The sequence below is a fragment of the Flavobacterium foetidum genome, assembly GCF_004634245.1.
GTDB lineage: Bacteria > Bacteroidota > Bacteroidia > Flavobacteriales > Flavobacteriaceae > Flavobacterium > Flavobacterium foetidum.
The window spans coordinates 54,672-72,801 of the sequence record NZ_SJTF01000004.1; the positions used below are offsets into that span (position 1 = coordinate 54,672).

Annotated in this window: 16 protein-coding genes; 9 read left to right on the forward strand and 7 right to left on the reverse strand. The window is 34.4% G+C overall.

All coding sequences use genetic code 11. From position 1 onward, the window contains the following. Nucleotides 1–4 precede the first annotated feature (4 nt). From E0W73_RS06825 to rpe, 4 genes are all read left to right on the forward strand, one after another. Nucleotides 5–1,186 carry a DUF4249 domain-containing protein gene (locus E0W73_RS06825; RefSeq protein ID WP_135221345.1) on the forward strand — a complete coding sequence of 394 codons (1,182 nt, stop codon included), beginning with the start codon at nt 5–7 and terminating at the stop codon, nt 1,184–1,186. After that, nucleotides 1,174–2,907: a hypothetical protein gene (locus tag E0W73_RS06830; protein ID WP_135221346.1), complete on the forward strand. Its 1,734-nt coding sequence runs from the start codon at nt 1,174–1,176 to the stop codon at nt 2,905–2,907. The genes E0W73_RS06825 and E0W73_RS06830 overlap by 13 nt, the downstream gene beginning before the upstream one ends. A gap of 144 nt (nt 2,908–3,051) precedes the next feature. After that, the gene (locus E0W73_RS06835) at nt 3,052–3,915 is read left to right on the forward strand and encodes a sigma-70 family RNA polymerase sigma factor (RefSeq protein WP_007804760.1); all 864 of its coding nucleotides are present in this window, start codon (nt 3,052–3,054) and stop codon (nt 3,913–3,915) included. Between the two features lie 351 nt (nt 3,916–4,266). Further along, nucleotides 4,267–4,929, forward strand: coding sequence for a ribulose-phosphate 3-epimerase (gene rpe / locus E0W73_RS06840; protein WP_135221347.1), 663 nt, complete (start codon nt 4,267–4,269; stop codon nt 4,927–4,929). On the opposite strand, the gene E0W73_RS06845 is transcribed toward rpe, so the two are convergent. Together E0W73_RS06845 and E0W73_RS06850 are read right to left on the reverse strand one after the other, a co-directional pair. Continuing rightward, nucleotides 4,906–5,547 carry a DNA/RNA non-specific endonuclease gene (locus E0W73_RS06845; RefSeq protein WP_394345986.1) on the reverse strand — a complete coding sequence of 214 codons (642 nt, stop codon included), beginning with the start codon at nt 5,545–5,547 and terminating at the stop codon, nt 4,906–4,908. The genes rpe and E0W73_RS06845 overlap by 24 nt on opposite strands. A gap of 234 nt (nt 5,548–5,781) precedes the next feature. Continuing rightward, entirely contained in the window at nt 5,782–7,965 is a 2,184-nt protein-coding gene (locus E0W73_RS06850) for a carboxy terminal-processing peptidase (protein WP_135221349.1), read from the reverse strand. Nucleotides 7,966–8,178: 213 nt separating this feature from the next. Between E0W73_RS06850 and surE the strand changes: the two genes are divergently transcribed. The 5 genes from surE to E0W73_RS06875 all read left to right on the forward strand — a co-directional run bounded on the left by surE (nt 8,179) and on the right by E0W73_RS06875 (nt 12,996). Beyond that, a complete protein-coding gene (gene surE / locus E0W73_RS06855; RefSeq protein WP_135221350.1) occupies nt 8,179–8,958 on the forward strand; it encodes a 5'/3'-nucleotidase SurE in 780 nt (259 codons plus the stop codon). After that, complete coding sequence (locus E0W73_RS06860; RefSeq protein WP_135221351.1) at nt 8,951–9,220, forward strand: hypothetical protein; 270 nt, start codon at nt 8,951–8,953, stop codon at nt 9,218–9,220. The genes surE and E0W73_RS06860 overlap by 8 nt, the downstream gene beginning before the upstream one ends. A gap of 61 nt (nt 9,221–9,281) precedes the next feature. Then, complete coding sequence (gene lpxB / locus E0W73_RS06865; protein ID WP_135221352.1) at nt 9,282–10,400, forward strand: lipid-A-disaccharide synthase; 1,119 nt, start codon at nt 9,282–9,284, stop codon at nt 10,398–10,400. Between the two features lie 11 nt (nt 10,401–10,411). Continuing rightward, on the forward strand, nt 10,412–10,906 hold the full coding sequence (locus E0W73_RS06870; RefSeq protein WP_135221353.1) for a C40 family peptidase: 495 nt from the start codon (nt 10,412–10,414) through the stop codon (nt 10,904–10,906). A gap of 41 nt (nt 10,907–10,947) precedes the next feature. After that, the gene (locus E0W73_RS06875; RefSeq protein ID WP_135221354.1) at nt 10,948–12,996 is read left to right on the forward strand and encodes a ComEC/Rec2 family competence protein; all 2,049 of its coding nucleotides are present in this window, start codon (nt 10,948–10,950) and stop codon (nt 12,994–12,996) included. Here the strand turns inward: E0W73_RS06875 and E0W73_RS06880 are convergent. The 5 genes from E0W73_RS06880 to E0W73_RS06900 all read right to left on the reverse strand — a co-directional run bounded on the left by E0W73_RS06880 (nt 12,971) and on the right by E0W73_RS06900 (nt 18,113). Further along, on the reverse strand, nt 12,971–13,420 hold the full coding sequence (locus tag E0W73_RS06880; protein WP_135221355.1) for a thioredoxin domain-containing protein: 450 nt from the start codon (nt 13,418–13,420) through the stop codon (nt 12,971–12,973). The genes E0W73_RS06875 and E0W73_RS06880 overlap by 26 nt on opposite strands. Before the next feature lie 254 nt (nt 13,421–13,674). Continuing rightward, entirely contained in the window at nt 13,675–14,127 is a 453-nt protein-coding gene (locus E0W73_RS06885) for a thioredoxin domain-containing protein (protein ID WP_135221356.1), read from the reverse strand. A 219-nt stretch (nt 14,128–14,346) separates the two neighbouring features. Continuing rightward, nucleotides 14,347–14,811, reverse strand: coding sequence for a thioredoxin family protein (locus E0W73_RS06890; RefSeq protein WP_135221357.1), 465 nt, complete (start codon nt 14,809–14,811; stop codon nt 14,347–14,349). A 46-nt stretch (nt 14,812–14,857) separates the two neighbouring features. Next, nucleotides 14,858–16,342 (reverse strand): peptide MFS transporter, encoded by a 1,485-nt coding sequence (locus E0W73_RS06895; protein WP_135221358.1) that lies wholly within the window; start codon nt 16,340–16,342, stop codon nt 14,858–14,860. Between the two features lie 94 nt (nt 16,343–16,436). After that, the gene (locus tag E0W73_RS06900) at nt 16,437–18,113 is read right to left on the reverse strand and encodes a peptide MFS transporter (RefSeq protein WP_135221359.1); all 1,677 of its coding nucleotides are present in this window, start codon (nt 18,111–18,113) and stop codon (nt 16,437–16,439) included. Nucleotides 18,114–18,130 lie beyond the last annotated feature (17 nt).

An 18,130-nucleotide genomic window follows, 5' to 3' on the forward strand; every position in this document is an offset into this window, starting at 1 on the left:
AGTTATGAAAACAATCATACTCTTTAGAGTTCTTATAACGTTAATACTTGCTTCGATTTTTGGATGTACGACACCATACGCTTACCAAACAAATGAATTTGAAGATTTACTTGTTGTAGAGGCAACTATCACAAATCAACTAAAATATCAAACTATTAAAATGTCTAGAACTTATACCCTTGAAGAAAGCACTCCAAAGTTCGAAAAAGGCGCAACAGTATATGTAACAGACGATTTGGGCAACCGATATGATTTTGAGGAAGCACTTGGCGAGTACAGATCAATAAATCAATTTCAGGCTGGTACAGGAAGAGAATACCAACTACATATAATAGCAAGCAACGGCAAAAGTTATGTTTCTAACTCGGAAAAACTGCCACATGAAACTCAAATTGACAATGTACAGGCAAACGCTGTTACTAAAAAAGGTGAACTTGGGGTTGAAATTACAGTAAACAGTACAGACCCTACAAATTCATCAAAATATTACAGATATGAATACGATGAAGCCTACAAAGTTGTGGTGCCTAAGTACTATCCGCAAAAAGCTGTTGTGGTCAACAACAAAATTGAGTTGATAGATCGTACAGAAGATGTAAGAACTTGTTATCAGTACCAAAAATCAAATGAGCTACTTATAACCAATACAAGCAAGCTGAGCGATGATAAGGTAATTAATTTTCCTATCAAATTTATTGATGTCAAAAATTCTATCATAAGAACCCGATACAGCATTTTGGTAAAACAATATGTGCAGAATTTGGCAGCATATACTTATTTCGAAACCATGCAGGAAATTTCTAATTCCGGAAGCATTCTTTCGCAAACACAACCAGGTTTTAATTATGGCAATTTGAAGGCTGTAGATAATCCTGGCGAAAAAGTAATCGGTTTTTTTGATGTTTCTTCTTATTCTGAAAAACGTTTGTTTTTTAATTTTACAGATTTATTTCCAAGAGTTCCTATTCCAGAATTTCCATTTGATTGCCCCGTTCCTATTCCTGATGATATGGCTTATCAATACATGTTTTCTTCGTTCTCATCCCCAACTGCTATACTATTGGTGCAATCGGGGACTAGATCTTATTTCCCTACGGAAGGCCCTTCGTTTATCTTGTATGATATTCAATGCGGCGACTGTACCTCTTTTGCATCAAACATAAAACCTTCATTTTGGATAGATTAAAAAACATAGCACTTTCGGCCCTTTTAATTAGTTTCGGACAGGTTTTAACTGCTCAGAACTTTAATACGCCAACAGAACTGAATAGAATCGACAAAAACTTAAATGAGTCAATTTATATCAGTACAAACGCCGGTTCTTATTTAACTGGAGAAACATTATTGTACAAGATTTTCTGTATAGACAATAGCACCCAAAGCACAAAAACACAAAGCAAAACGGCTTACATACAACTTGTAGACAGCAATAAAAAAAGTGTTTTTACTCATAAAATATTCCTCAAAGACGGAGCAGGAAATGGAGATTTTTTTCTTCCGACAACTTTGCAATCGGGAAATTACAAACTCATTGGCTATACAAAATGGATGTTGAATAAAGATGCTGAAAATTTTTTCAATATTGATCTTTATATTTTAAATCCGTACAAAGAAGCTTCTAATCAGCCTCTAGTACAAAATGAAAATACCGTTTCTTCTCCTGTTCCTGTAACCAGCAGCTTTATTTCTTTTGATTTAAAAAGCAAAAACTACAGCAACCGCCAAGAAGTTTCTCTGGCAGTAAAAAGTGAATCAGACGATTTCTTAAACGGAAAATACAGTCTTTCTGTTAGAAAAACAGATGGCTTTGCAATTCAAAACAGAAACGGATTTGCTCAAACAAAAGACAGCAGAAAAGACATTGTTGCCGCATCGTTTAAAGATAACAATTTGATACTACCAGAATTAAGAGGAGAATTGATTACCGGAAAAATAACCTCATCTTCTGCCGACATTAAAAATAAAAAAGTAGCCCTTTCCATTGTTGACAAGAACTCCGAACTAAAATTCACAAAAACTGATGACCAAGGAAAGTTTGTTTTTAATCTTGAGAAACCTAACCCTAGCTCAAACATAATTGTCCAAGTAGTGGAGGACGACAAGGAAAATTATAGTATTGAAGTCGACCAAGATCCTTCAGTAGATTTTTCGAAACTGCAATTTGCAAATCTTCAATTCAACCCAGATTTTGCGAACAATATTACCGATAGATTGGTTTCAAGCCAGATTGAGAATGCATATTATAATGTCAAAAAAGACAGCATTATTAACTTAAAAGACAGCCTTCCTTTTTTTGGTAATTTATCTTCAGAATTTGTTTTAGACGATTATACCAGATTCAAAACGATGGAAGAAACCATTACAGAGGTCATAAAAGGAGTTTATTTTACAAAAACTAAAAACAACTATTCCATTCATATTTTTGACAATGACCCTAACTACGAATCTACGCTTCCTGCACTTGTAGCTGTAGACGGACTTGTAATTGAGGATTTAAACGAGTTTTTTGCCTACAATCCAAAAAATATCGAAAAAGTAAACGTGGTTAAGGGCATCTATTATTATGGAGCGAAATCATTTAACGGACTTCTGATTTACACTTCTAAGGAAGGAAATTTTGATACTAAGCTGACAGGACGTTTCATCACTAGACCGCAGTTATTAAGACCTGAAATAAAAAAAGAATATTTTCATCCTGATTACAGCACAAACAAAAACGAAAGAATTCCCGACTACAGACATCAGTTATTGTGGAATCCGGATGTAAATCTTAAAAATCAAAAGTTAAACTTTTATACTTCTGATGTTTCTGGCCAGTTTGAAATTATTCTTGAAGGATTTTCAGAAAGCGGAAAACCAGTTTTTATTAAAGAACTCATCACCGTTACAGATAACATTGTAAATTAAGCTTTTACAAAAACAACAAGGCTAAAATCCGGTATCTTTTTGATGGTATCGGATTTTTTTTTATTATTTTTTGAACTAATTGTAACTTTTTTGCATCTTCTTACGTATAACCATCTGTACACTTTAAATTGAGGAGACAAAAACATGAGACAACTTAAAATCACCAAGCAGGTAACTAATCGTGAAACTGCATCGTTAGATAAATATCTGCAAGAAATTGGAAAAGTTGACCTAATTACCGCTGATGAAGAGGTAGAATTAGCACAAAGAATAAAGGCTGGTGATCAAAGAGCTTTAGAAAAACTTACAAAAGCCAACCTGCGTTTCGTAGTATCGGTGGCTAAGCAATATCAAAATCAGGGATTGACTCTTCCTGACTTAATTAATGAAGGAAACTTGGGTTTAATTAAAGCGGCTCAACGTTTTGATGAAACTCGTGGTTTTAAATTCATTTCTTACGCTGTATGGTGGATTCGTCAATCGATTCTTCAAGCTTTAGCTGAGCAATCTCGTATTGTACGTTTGCCATTAAATAAAATTGGTTCTATCAATAAAATCAACAAAATGTATGCGTTATTAGAGCAATCTAATGAGCGTCCGCCTTCTGCTGAAGAAATTGCAAAAGAACTTGATATGACTGTTAACGACGTAAAAGAGTCTATGAAAAACTCTGGACGTCACCTATCTATGGATGCTCCTCTTGTTGAAGGGGAAGATTCTAACCTTTATGACGTATTACGTTCTGGCGAATCTCCAAATCCAGATAGAGAATTAATTCACGAATCTCTTCGTACTGAAATCGAACGTTCTTTAGAAACATTAACGCCAAGAGAGGCAGATGTTGTGCGTTTGTATTTTGGACTTGGCGACCAACACCCAATGACTCTTGAAGAAATTGGTGAAACTTTCGACCTAACTCGTGAGCGTGTTCGTCAGATTAAAGAAAAAGCAATCCGTAGATTGAAACACACTTCTAGAAGTAAAATCCTTAAAACTTATTTAGGATAACAATATTAAATTTCAATATTTTTAAATCCCAAATTGCAATTGGCTTGGAATTTGGTTATTTTAAATTGGAATTTTACCACAAACAACAGTTTGATTGACTGTTCGTTTTTTGATTGATGATTGAAACTCCGGCTGATTACCGGAGTTTTTTATTTTTCTATGTTTTTTACCGCAAAGGATAAACGCAAAGTTCGCAATGTTTTTGTTTAATTTTAAAGGATATAAAAAATACAAAGCTTTGCGAGCTTCCTATTCTTGAATAAACTTAAATGAAAAACTTTGCGAACTTTGCGTAAATCTTAGCGCACTTTGCGGTTAAACTTTATCTTTGTACAAAAACACAACACTACAATGAAAAATACACTTATTGCTCCTTCAGTTCTAGCGGCAGATTTTGCCAACTTACAACGTGATATCGAAATGGTTAACAACAGTCAGGCCGATTGGTTTCATATCGATATTATGGATGGAGTTTTTGTTCCGAATATCTCATTTGGAATGCCTGTTCTAGAAGCAATCACAAAACATGCAAAAAAAACAATCGATGTACATTTAATGATTGTAGATCCAGATCGATACATTAAAACTTTTGCAGATTTAGGAGCTAATAATCTTACTGTGCACTATGAAGCATGTACACATTTACACAGAACGCTTCAAGCTATTAAAGCAGAAGGCATGAAAGCGGGTGTTGCCATCAATCCGCACACCAGTATTGATTTATTAGAAGATGTAATAAACGATATTGATTTGGTTTGCATTATGAGTGTAAATCCTGGCTTTGGCGGGCAATCGTTTATAGAAAACACTTACGCAAAAGTCAAAAAGCTCAAAGATTTGATTACACGAAAAAACGCTTCAACCTTAATAGAAATTGACGGAGGTGTAACCAGTAAAAATGCAAAACAATTGGTAGAAGCTGGTGCAGATGTCCTTGTTGCAGGAAGCTTTGTTTTTAAAGCAGAAAACCCAACAACAACAATTGCTGATTTAAAAGTCCTTACTGCTTTTTAGATTTTTTAGATTAGGGAAAAAATCAATTCCGGTCATTTTTTCTAAAGCTTCGATTGGAACTACAAAATCGTAGATAGATTTATCACTTTTTTCGTTTGGAACTAAAAAGGCAATGGCTTTATGATTTTTGCCCGATTTAGCCAAAACAATTTTATAAAAATATTTAGGAACAGCAACTTTTTCTGTTCCTATTTTTTTATCCGAATCTTTCAAAACGCCACCTGTTACCACATAAATATCATTGTATTTTTCTGCCCAGTAACGAGTCTTCTGTTCTATCCTATTCCAAATTCCAGAATTAAAATCTTTTTTCTGAGGAGAAATATTCGAAGTATAAAAAGTATCATTATAGGCCTCTTTGCTAAATTCCATATCGCCAGCAGGGCAAAGATGTCCTTTATCATAGCCTGAATTTTTATAATTTCTCCAATCTGCAGAACCAGTTGTCACCTTTGGATCCTCAACAAAATAAGGTCTTTTAAAGTCATTATTCTCTAAATATTCTTTTTTTAATTCGTAAGCCACCCATTCTGCCTGTTCAAACTTTTCATTATAAGACAATGTATAATATTGATGCTTCACAATCTGTTTTGTTGTCGAAGTCGGCAAATAAGCCATCGTATATAAAGAATCGGCAGTAGTAGACTTTCCTTTAAAAGAAATCACTTCATTATTGCTCAGACTTTCTTTTGCGATGTTTCCTTTGTTGCAAGACAACAATACTAAACTCATCAAAAACAGACCGGCTAATCCTTTCATAAAAAATAATTTTTAGTGATAAACATACAAAAAAAACGCTCCATAAATAAAAATTTATAGAGCGTTTTTAAACAAATTAAATTCTTTTCGAACTTAAGACTTAACTAGTTTATCCTTCTTCATTTTAGGAGAAACTGTAGTTTTTACCAGCCCTTTCGTTTGCAAATCATCCAATACATTTAAAGCTTCTTCTACATAAACATCTTTGGAAAGCGCCTGATGCCAAGCATCTCTCTTTTCTTTCAAAGCTGCATCGGCTTTCATTTCAGCTTCTTCGTAAGGAAGCGATTTAAACACGAGGTTGTTTTTGTAATCAGAAATAGGCTTGTATTTTTTACCTTCGTTTTCAACTTGTTCCTGAGTTGCTTTAAAATTCTGAATGTTCAAACTATAGGTGTTTTCTTTATTCTTAACATCAATCCATTTTGCGTTATCTTCAATTAATTTAAACTGAGGATTTTGTGCAATTCTGTTTCGGCTGTTTTCAATAGCTCTGTTAAAATTTTGGTTTGAAGTCCAAGTGCTGTAATCCGCTGGGTCAATTTTATCCCATGGCATGGCATTATCAATATCTCGTTCTCCCATTTTTAGGTAAGCATAACGATCGGGCATAACCACATCACTATGAACACCTTCTAACTGAGTAGAACCACCATTGATTCTATAGAATTTCTGACCTGTAATCTTTAAGGCTCCTAAATCACCATAATTTACATTACGAACAAACTGATTTAAATCAAGTACGTTTTGCACGGTTCCTTTACCATAAGTTTGTTTACTTCCGATAATTATACCACGTTTGTAATCCTGAATCGCCGCTGCCAAAATTTCGGATGCAGATGCAGAAAAACTGTTGACCATGATTACAAGCGGTCCGTCCCATTCGATTTTTTTGTCTTTATCGTATAAAACTTCTTTCTTTTTACCAGCAGATTTAACCTGTACGATTGGTCCTTCTTCGATGAATAGACCAGCGATATCAACTACAGTAGTAAGAGATCCTCCTCCGTCGTCACGTACATCAAGAACAATACCGTTAATGTTCTCTTTTTTCAGTCTTTCAACCTCAAGAGCGATGTCTTTTCCAGCATCACGACCGTCTTTATTCTCAAAATCAATATAAAATTTAGGCAAGTAAATTACGCCGTATTTTAGTCCGTTTTTCTCAACGATACTAGATTTAGCATACGTTTCTTCAATCTCTACTACATCTCTCACAATAGAAATTACCTTAATGCTTCCGTCTACTTTTTTTACCGTAAGCTTAACGATTGTTCCTTTATGTCCTTTGATTTTTTTAACAACATCATCAAGACGCATTCCAACAACGTCAACAGGCTCTTCATTTCCTTGAGCTACTTTCAGAATCAAATCTCCCGCCTCAAGTTCTTTTCCTTTCCATGCAGGACCTCCCGAAATTAATTCGTCAATTTGAGTAAAATCATTTTTCTTAGTCAGTCTTGCGCCGATTCCTTCAAGTTTTCCGCTGATGTTTACATCAAAACGGTCTTTTTCTTCTGGTGCGAAATAACTGGTATGTGGATCAAAGCGAGCCATAATCGAATTCAAATAAACAGAAAACCAATAATCTCTGTTCAAGTCTTTAATAACACTAAAGTTATCATCTAACGATTTTAAAGAGCTCTCTCTAGTTTCTTTTTCTAATTCTTCAAAAGGCTTCATTTTATAGGAAGGGTCTTTCTTTTTCTTTTCGTCTTCGATTTTTTGTTTGGTAACCAAAGAAGAAAGTGTAGAAAGCTTAATCTGCTTTCTCCATCTTTCGTTAATTTCTGCCAGATTTTTAGCATACGGAATATTTTCATAATCTGCATTAAAAGTCTCGTCAACTGTATAGTTAAAAGGCTGTGCTAAAATAGTTTTATAACGTTTTTTGCTTTCTTCCATACGTTTCATCAATCTTGCATAAGTAAGATTAAAGAAGGTAATATCTTTGTTTAAGAATGAATCATCAAGCATTAATTCGTATTGCTTGAACTCATCAATATCAGATTGAAGAAAGAATCTTTTTGAAGGATCTAGCGCTTCGATATAATCTTTAAAAATTCCTTTAGAAAACTCATCATTAATTTCAGCGGGATTATAATGTCCTTTTTCAATAACAAACGCGAGTAGTTCTAATAGCGTCTTATCTTTATTAGGATCCGGATCAACTGTCTTATCAGCATTCATCTTAAAAGCAAACAAGGTCAGAGACAAGCATAATACGGCTATGAGTATTTTATAATTTCTTTTCATAAACTTTATAATAGCATTCATCAATTTTTTTATCTAAGTTACGGTAAAAACTATGCCACATAAGCGAAGTTTACTATAATTTTTTGTTAAAGATATAAAAATGTTTCTTGCACCAAAAAGTTCTTTACATTAGTTGACAAAATTTGCTTTTTTTGTGAACTATGTACTAAAATCTGTCACTACATTTGTGTTAAATTCAAATGTTTCCAAAATCAAACATCCCTATTACTTAATATGAAAAACGAAAAACCTTTAATCTTAGTCACCAACGACGATGGCATTCTAGCTCCCGGAATCAGGACTTTGATCAGCATAATGGAAACAATTGGAGACGTAATTGTAGTTGCTCCTGATAAACCACAAAGCGCGATGGGGCATGCTATTACCCTAAACAACACCTTGTTCTTAGATAAAATTTCTAAAGAAGGAGATGTTATCGAAGAATACAGCTGTTCTGGCACACCTGTAGATTGCGTAAAACTGGCTGTAAATGAGATTTTGAAAAGGAAACCAGATTTATGTGTTTCGGGAATTAACCACGGATCTAATTCTTCTATAAACGTAATTTACTCCGGAACCATGAGTGCCGCTGTTGAAGCAGGTATTGAAGGGATTCAGGCAATTGGATTTTCTTTACTTGATTTTGATTGGAATGCCGATTTTGAACCTATCAAATCTTATGTAAAAAAAATAGCGGTAGAAACCCTCAACAACAAACTGCCTCCCGGAGTGGTATTGAATGTGAATTTTCCTAAACTGCAAGAAAATGAAATTAAAGGGATTAAAGTTTGCCGTCAAGCGAAAGCTTATTATGCTCAGAAATTTGAAAAACGACAAACTCCTTTCGGAAAAGATTACTACTGGCTGGCAGGAAAATTTGTCAACGAAGATCAAGGCGAAGACACCGACGAATGGGCACTAGAAAACGGATATATTTCTGTTGTGCCAGTGCAATTCGACCTTACAGCACATCATACTATGCAGCAACTTAATACTTGGAAATTAAATGACTAAAGACATTATCATAGGCTTTTTGATCGGAATTTTCACTTCTCTTCTGGGAAGTTATTTATTCATTACATTTTTTACCAACTTTGACATTTCATCAGGAATACAAGTCATAAAAGAGCAAGGCTATCTTGGAAAAATCATAACATTGGGAACACTTTTAGATCTTGCCGTCTTTGGAATTCTCTTAAAAAGAAATGAGGAATATATGGCAAGAGGCGTTATTTTGGCGGTAATTGTTCTGGCGGTATCCACTTTATTTTTTTAATTCTATCTTTGTAAAACAAAAATCTGCTGCCGAATAAAATCAGCATTTGTAAAATTACGTCATGAAATACTACATCATTGCCGGCGAAGCCTCTGGAGATTTACACGGATCAAATTTAATGAAAGCTTTATACCAAGAAGACCCTCAGGCAGAGATTCGGTTTTGGGGTGGCGATCTTATGCAGAAAGCTGGCGGTACATTGGTGAAACATTATCGTGACTTAGCTTTTATGGGATTTATTGAAGTTATTTTCAACCTAAAAACCATTTTGAATAATATTAAAATCTGTAAAAAAGACATTACAGAGTTTAAACCTGATGTCATTATTTTTATTGATTATCCTGGTTTTAATATGAGAATTGCAAAATGGGCTAAAGAATTAGGTTTTAAAACACACTATTATATTTCTCCGCAAATCTGGGCCTGGAAAGAGAATCGCATTAAGGCCATAAAACAAGACGTAGACAAAATGTTTGTGATTCTTCCGTTTGAGAAAGATTTTTATGAGAACAAACATAATTTCCCTGTTGATTTTGTTGGTCATCCATTAATTGATGCCATACAGAATCAGCCTGCTTTCAATGAAGCTTCTTTCCGTCAGGAAAATCAGCTGGGTGACAAGCCTATTATTGCTTTACTTCCCGGAAGCCGAAAACAAGAAATCACAAAAATGCTCAGTGTAATGCTCAGTGTTGTAGATGATTTTCAGGATTATGAATTTGTAATTGCTGGTGCTCCAAGTCAGGATTTTGAATTTTATCAGCAGTTTATCAGCAACAAAAACATCAAATTTGTATCGAATAAAACCTATGACTTGCTTCGCTCTTCGACAGCTGCATTGGTTACATCTGGAACTGCTACACTAGAAACGGCGCTTTTTAAGGTACCTGAAGTAGTATGCTATAAAGGAAGCGAAATTTCATATCAGATTGCCAAACGAATCATTACCTTAAAATACATTTCGCTTGTTAATCTTATTATGGACCAAGAAGTGGTAACCGAATTAATTCAGGGAGAATGCAACACCAAACGCATTAAGGAAGAGCTTCAAAAACTTTTAGATTCGGAATATCGAGAAAAACTGCTTAAAAATTACGATATCCTAGAACAAAAATTAGGAGGTGCCGGAGCAAGTAAAAAAACCGCAAAACTTATCACTGAAGATTTGAAATTGAATTAAAAATCATTGCCTTGAAGAAATTAGTCACTTTTCTTGTTCTTTTAATTGTTTTTGCTTCTTGTAAATCGACTTCATCTTCGGTGGCAACAACTAAAGAAACGAAAAAAGAAAACAAACATATTGTAAGCAACCTGATTCGAACTGCAACAGATAATATCGGGGTTCGATACAAGGCTGGAGGCACTACCAAAAATGGCTTTGATTGTTCGGGACTTGTTTTTAGCACTTTTGAAAGCCAAAGCATAAAACTGCCTAGAAGTTCTTATGACCAAGCCAAAATCGGAAAAGTAATTCCGCTTAACGATGCTCAAAAAGGCGATTTAATTTTCTTTAAAACCAACAAAAGCAGGCAAATTAACCATGTCGGCCTTATTATCGAGGTTTTACGAGATGAGATAAAATTTATTCATTCTTCCACTTCAAAAGGGGTCATCGTCTCTTCGACGAAAGAATCTTATTACAAAAACTCTTTTGAACAAGTAAACAGAGTTCTTGATTATTTTTAAATTTTACTATTTTTCTTACATATTTTTAATACTTTTACCCAATGAAAGTATTAGATTTTCCATTGGTTAAAATAACCTTTGGTTTTATTATAGGAGTGATTATTGCATACTACGAGCATTTCTCTGTTCTCTGGAGTGAGACAACTTTACTGTGCAGTTTCATTTTTTTCTGCCTCGCTTATTTTATTGATCGAAATCAAAAAAAACAGACTATATTCTTTGGATTGGCTGTTTACCTAATTTCGATAACCACCGGATCGGCGTCACTTTTATTTCATACCGAAAAATTTCAAAAAGACAATTATACTCATTGCGAAACCGCATTTCTAAAACCTCAGGAAATTACTTTAATACTCAGAGAAAAAATCAAGAGCAATGATTATAACGACCGTTATATCGCCATTTTAAAGAAAATTGGAAATAAAACTGTAACTGGCAAGGTCTTATTAAATGTTCACAAGGACAGTTTGAAAACCCCACTTTTAATTGGGAACATCCTCAAAATAAAAACTGTACTACAGAAAAATGTTACAAACAAAAATCCGAACCAGTTTGATTACAGCAGGTATTTGGCAGACAAGCAAATTTACGCACGGTTGTATTCCAGTAAAGCGGCTATAAAAATAAGTCCGATTATACAAAAAGACATTTGGTACTACACAGGAAAATTTCATACCAGAATTGTCGAAAACCTTGAAAAAGCAGGTTTTAACAAGGCCGAAATGAATGTAACATTAGCTTTAATTTTAGGGCAGCAACAAGAAATATCATCAGACATTATACAAGATTATCAATATTCTGGAGCCACACACGTACTCTCGGTATCAGGACTGCATGTAGGCTTTATAATGCTGTTTATAACATTCATTTTAAAACCGATTCCCAACACAAAGAAAGGATCTGCTATCAAATTAGCAACTATATTAACTTCGCTTGCAGTATTCGCAGTAATCTCTGGCTTATCACCCGCTGTACTGCGTTCTGTTGTCATGTTTTCGTTTGTTGCTTGCGGTACTCATCTTAGAAGAGGCACTAATATTTACCACACTTTGTTGGTGTCAATATTGCTGATTCTTCTTTTTCAGCCTTATTTCCTTTTCGATGCGGGATTCCAACTAAGTTATTTAGCCTTATTTTTTATTGTCTGGCTGCAACCAGAACTCAAAAAATTATGGAGTCCGAAAAATAAAATCGTAATTTATATATGGGATGCACTTACCGTTTCATTTGCCGCACAAATAGGAACGATGCCTTTATGTTTGTATTATTTTCATCAGTTTCCGGGACTTTTTTTTGTGACGAACATCATCATACTGCCACTATTATCTTTTATAATGATTGCTGGTATAATCGTAATATTATTCGCGATTTTTATTGCACCACCGCATTGGATGATTTTTATTTTCGAAAAAAGCATCTATATCCTCAACCAAATGATTCATGCTGTCGCATCATTAGAATCATTTGTCATTAGAGATATCAGCTTTAATTTCTCTTATTTGACCACTTGTTATCTGGTACTATTTTTTTCTGTTTTATGGCTGAAGAAACCAAATTACAACAATCTGATTATGACATTATGCTGTTTCATTGTTTTACAACTGTCTTTTATTTACACAAAAAGAGAAACAGGTCATCAGAACGAATTTGTCGTTTTCAATGTTTCAAAAAACACTCTAATAGCAGAAAAAAACGGTAAAAGCATTCACGCTTTTTCAGATAATGAAAATCTAAAAAACAAAGCTTTAGACGCTTATGTCACGGCAAATTTTGGGTTATTACAAAGAACAGAAAAATTGAAAAATCTACTGTTTTTTAATGGACATAAGATTTTAGTAATTGATAGCACCGGAATTTATCCGAACGAAAAACCTGAAATCGTTATTGTAACAAATTCACCGAAAATAAATGCAGAACGCATGCTGGAGAAAATTTCTCCCAAATTAGTAATTGCCGATGCCACAAACTCAAAAACATTTGCTGTGCGTTGGGAAAAAAGCTGTTTGAAAAAAAATATCCCTTTTCATTTTACAAAAGAAAAGGGATACTTTAGATTGAATTCTATTACTCCGGATTTAAAATCAGATTAGATTGAGAAATCCATGATTTTGCGCCTCCGGGTTTATAAGGCATAAGGCCTAATTTATTGAATGTTGTTTTTCCTTTCTTTACGCTAGCAATTGCGAAGCATACCTGAGGAAGTTCTTCTACACCAAAAGCAGTTTTTAGTCGTACATTCTGCTCCATAGTAGTGCTTGAAATGTTCTGATCAGACAAATCTAATCGTACTAGAATAACATTGTCACGAGACCAGACTGCAAAATCTGGCGTCGAAAAAATCTCATTCTGTATATTCTGCGGCATTCCTGCAGCAGTAAAAAAAATCAGTAAAGGTTTTTTTTGTTCAACACCCAACATTATCGCATCATTCATATCTGTTTTCCAAACTAAACTCTGTGCATGGGTAAATGGTGAACCTAAAAAAAGCAGTAGGATAAGTAATTTTTGGGTCATAAGTTCATGGTTTAATTAAGTTTACGCGCCTAAAATAGCATAAAATTATCAGCAAATCATACAAATCATTAGCAAAAATTCAACAAAACCCAAAGAAAACAGGATTTCACAATTAAAGAAGTTTTTTTTATTAAAACCAAAAAAAAACTACAAAAAAAAATAGAATTCTCGAAAGGAATTTTAAATACTTGCTAAAAAAATATCCCTTTCACAAAAATGAAAGGGATATTTTTTAAAATCGAAATTTACATTTACTATTCCACTGGATGCAAAATCAGATTCGACTCGGCAATCCATGCTTTTGCGCCTCCTGGTTTATAGGCAATTTTTCCAAGTGCACTAAAAGTGGTTTTGTTTTTTCTAACAGATGCCATGGCAAAACAAACTTCAGGAAGATCCTGCACTCCAAAAGCATCCTTTAATCTTAAATTCTGCTCTTTTTCGCTCTGATCTGCAGAAGAATCAGACAAGTCTAATTTTACAAGCACTACGTTGTCTCTAGACCAAACAGCAAAATCGGGAGTTTTAAATATCTCATTTTGCAGATTATCAGACACACCTGCAGCGGTAAAGAAAATTAACATTGGTTTTTTTTGTTCATTACTAATAGCAATAGCATCGGTCATATTGGTTCTCCACGCTAAGTTTTGAGCCTGCATAAAAAATGAACCTAAAAAAAACAGTAGGATAAGTAGTTTTTTAGTCATACTAAATTTGGTTTTGGTTAGATTAGCATGACGAAATTAACATAATATTTTAATTATCCAATTTTTTAAGTTATAAAAAATACATTATGTGTTTTTTTATTGATAAAAAAATATCAAAAAAGTAAAACTAGAAAAACATTGCATAATTTTTCTTACGGAAACAAAAAAACTCCGTACAAATTGTAAGGAGTTTTCAGTAACTATAAAAATTAGGTATATCTATATTTTTTTAGGATGCACTATGCTTTCTGCAACATTCAGCCATGCAGTTGGTCCTCCGGCCACATATCCGGTTTTGCCTAATCCTTTAAAATTTATTCTTCCATCTTTTGATTCTGCACTTGTAAAAAACACCGTCGGAAATCCCTGAATTCCAAAAGCCTGTTGCAGTTCGTTATTCTGGAGTTTGATTTCTGGAGTCTGCGCCACGGCTCTAGGATAATCCAACTCTACCAAAATTACGTTTTGTTCTGCCCACTTTTTAAATTCAGGCGTCTTCAATACTTCATTCTGCAAGCGAATGCACCATCCGCACCAGTCGCTTCCTGTAAAAAACATCAACATGGGTTTTTGAGATTTATTACTCACTGTAATTGCTTCTCTAACATCGGTATACCATTTTAACTCTTGTGCCTGCAAGGCAGAAATGCTAAAAAACAAAGCGATAAGTAGTATTTTTTTCATGATAGCTATTTTTTACAAATTTAATCAAAAACCAAATACGCTGAAGCTATTTTACTTCCTGCATTAATTTTTTTAAAAAAGGCGAAATTACAAGCAAAACAACACCCGCAACTAAAGAATAAATCGCTAGCTGATAATACCCGTCTGTGTAAGACTGCAATTTAGAAAGCAACGTAGTCCCTGTATTTGATTTCGATATTTCAGCACCTAGTTTACCGGCAAACAGCTGTCCGAAAGCGGCAGCCAAGAACCATAACCCCATCATCATTCCGAATAATCTTTTAGGTGAGAGTTTTGTGATAATCGACATTCCGATAGGCCCTAAACACAGTTCGCCTATTGTGGTCACGAGATAAGCAAATGTAAAAACATTTAAGGATGCAATTCCTTTTGAATCAGCAAAAAAACGAGTCAGGTAAAAAATGTAAAATGAAGCAGCCAAAAACAAAAATCCAACTCCGAATTTTATTAATGTATTAGGCTCAATTTTTCGTTTACCCATCCAAATCCATAACAAGCCAATCAACGGACTCAATACTACCACAAAGAAAGTATTCGAACTATTGTTGATGATATTAGGGTCAATGGTAAAAAACAATAATTTATCATCTAAATTGTCCTTGGCAAAAAGAGACAACGACCCGCCGCTCTGTTCGTAAATCGTATTAAACAGTAGATAGAAAAAAACAAACAGGAAAGCCGCAAACAATTTTTTCTGCAGCTTGACGTCTCCCAATTTAATCAGCTCATAAACAAAGTAAGCTACTGCAGTAATACCGATTGTATACATGAAATAATCGGTATAATCTGTATTCTTTACCATTATAAAAATAAACGGAATACTCAGTAGAGAAAGTGCATAAACCCCAAGTTCGCGAAGTTTTCTTTTGCCAGCGTCCATTGCCAGTAATGGCGAATCACCAATTGGGCCCAAGTATTTTTTTGTAAAAATAAAGGTAATTAGCCCAAAGAACATTACAATAGCTGCTGATAAAAAGCACAGCTCCCAAGAGTAATATTTACCTAAATAAACACAAAGCGCACCTCCTAAAAGACCACCCACATTGATTCCGGCATAAAACATTCCGTAACCTGCATCACGTCTGCCGTCATCTTCTTTGTAAAGCTCACCCACCATAGAAGACACATTTGGTTTGAAAAAGCCTGTTCCGATAATAGAAAAAGCGATTCCGTAATAAAACAAATCATGCGGTGCAATGGCGATTAAAAGATTACCAAGAATCATTACGATTGCACCAAAAAAAAGTGATTTTTTAAATCCTAGAATCTTATCGGCAAAAATACCGCCAATAAAAGTAAATGCATACACAAAAGCCTGAATGGCTCCATATTGCAGGTTGGCATGGTCTTCTTTCAAAAAAAGTTGATCGACCATAAAAATTGTGAGCACTCCACGCATTCCGTAAAAACAGAAACGCTCCCACATTTCAACAAAAAACAAGTACCACAATTGCTTTGGATACTTGCCTTCAAAATTTTGAATTTCTTCTAATGTAACAATATGCTTCATTTTAAACTTTTCTTTTTAAAGCAATAACAAAAAAACACCAACCCTGTATTTTAGGACAGAGTTGATGTTTTCTATATTTTTTTATTTCAATACTTTATCTAACACCGTGCATTAATTTCTTTAACAATGGCGTTAAAGCAAACAATAGTATTGCAGCAATACCTGTTAAAACAACAAATACCATGAAAAATTCATATAAATTATGGATTTCAAATCCAGCAAAAATTGGATTTTGAGCACTAATTTGGTGCTGGTCTAATAAAGCTATTTGCTCTGCAGTTGGAGTTATTGTTTTATCTAAAACTGCCTGAAGGTCGATACCTAATTCTTTTGCTTTTGCGAATTTATCTCCAGTTGCCGGCAAGATAGATCCTAGAGTTCCACCTAAAGCATATCCAGATGCATTAGATAAAAAGAAAACTCCATACAATAATGACGCAAAACGTTTTGGAGATAATTTACCTACCAATGACAAACCTATTGGAGACAAACACAATTCGGCACATGTATTTAGGAAGTATAACAAAATAAGCCATTTTACTAATAAAAGCCCTGAAGTTCCGATGTACGAAACCTGAGTGGCAATCATAAAGAAACTGATAGAAATCACTACTAAACCAACAGCCAATTTTACTGGAGAAATTGGTTCTTTTCCTTTAGCTCTTAAAGTATCCCATAAAATACTGAAAGGAACAGCTAAAATCACAACGAACAATCCGTTAAAAATCTGAACCATTGACGGAGGCATTGCCCATCCAAAGAAATGCCTGTCTGTCTGGTTATCCGCAATAAAAGTCAGAGATGATCCTGCTTGTTCGAATGCTGCCCAGAAGAAAATAATAAAGAACGAAACAATATAGATTACAATAATCCTGTCTCTTTCAATCTTCGTTAATGAAGTATCGGAAATTATCAATCCTGCTAGAGACAAACCACTTGAATAGATTAGTGTGTAAATTAAATTCTGTCCAACTACATAGTGAAAAAAGAAACCTAAAGCAACAAAAGCGATTCCGGCCATTACCAAAGCCTTATTAGAGAAGTTTGCTTGCTGCGCTTCTCCTTCTTCAAAATCAGAAGCATCATTTTTAGAAGGAAGTCCTCCTAATGCCTTTCCTTCTGGAGAAACTACATATTTATTTTTTAAGACGTAGAAAAGAAGTGTTCCTAACAACATCGCTACAGATGCTGCCATGAATCCCCATCTAAAAGCGTGAATATCTCTAATTCCGCCAGCATCTTTAACATCTCCCAACAAAGGACAAATTGACTGACCTAAAAATGCACCAATGTTAATTCCCATGTAGAAAATAGTAAAAGCACTATCTAATTTTGTTTTTTCTTGTTTTGGATACAAACTCCCCACCATACTGGAAATGTTTGGTTTGAAAAATCCGTTACCGAAAACAATTACCCCTAATGCAGAATACATGATGATTTTGGCTAAGTCGAGGTTAGACTCAAAAACGCTTCCACTGGTAAACAAAAGCATTTGTCCAGTAGCCATCAATAATCCTCCTAATAAGATACAATTTCTGTTACCCAAATAACGGTCGGCTACAAAACCGCCAAGCATTGGAGTTAGATAACAAAGACCGAGGAAACCTCCGTAAATTAGTGAAGCTTCTTCTTCCTTCATCAATAATGAATTCACAAGAAATAAAGTCAATAATGCCCGCATTCCATAAAAATTGAACCGCTCCCACATCTCCGTTCCAAACAATACCCAAAGCCCTTTTGGATGCGCCGTTTTTACTTTAGTTTCTACCATAGTATTCGATGTTTAAT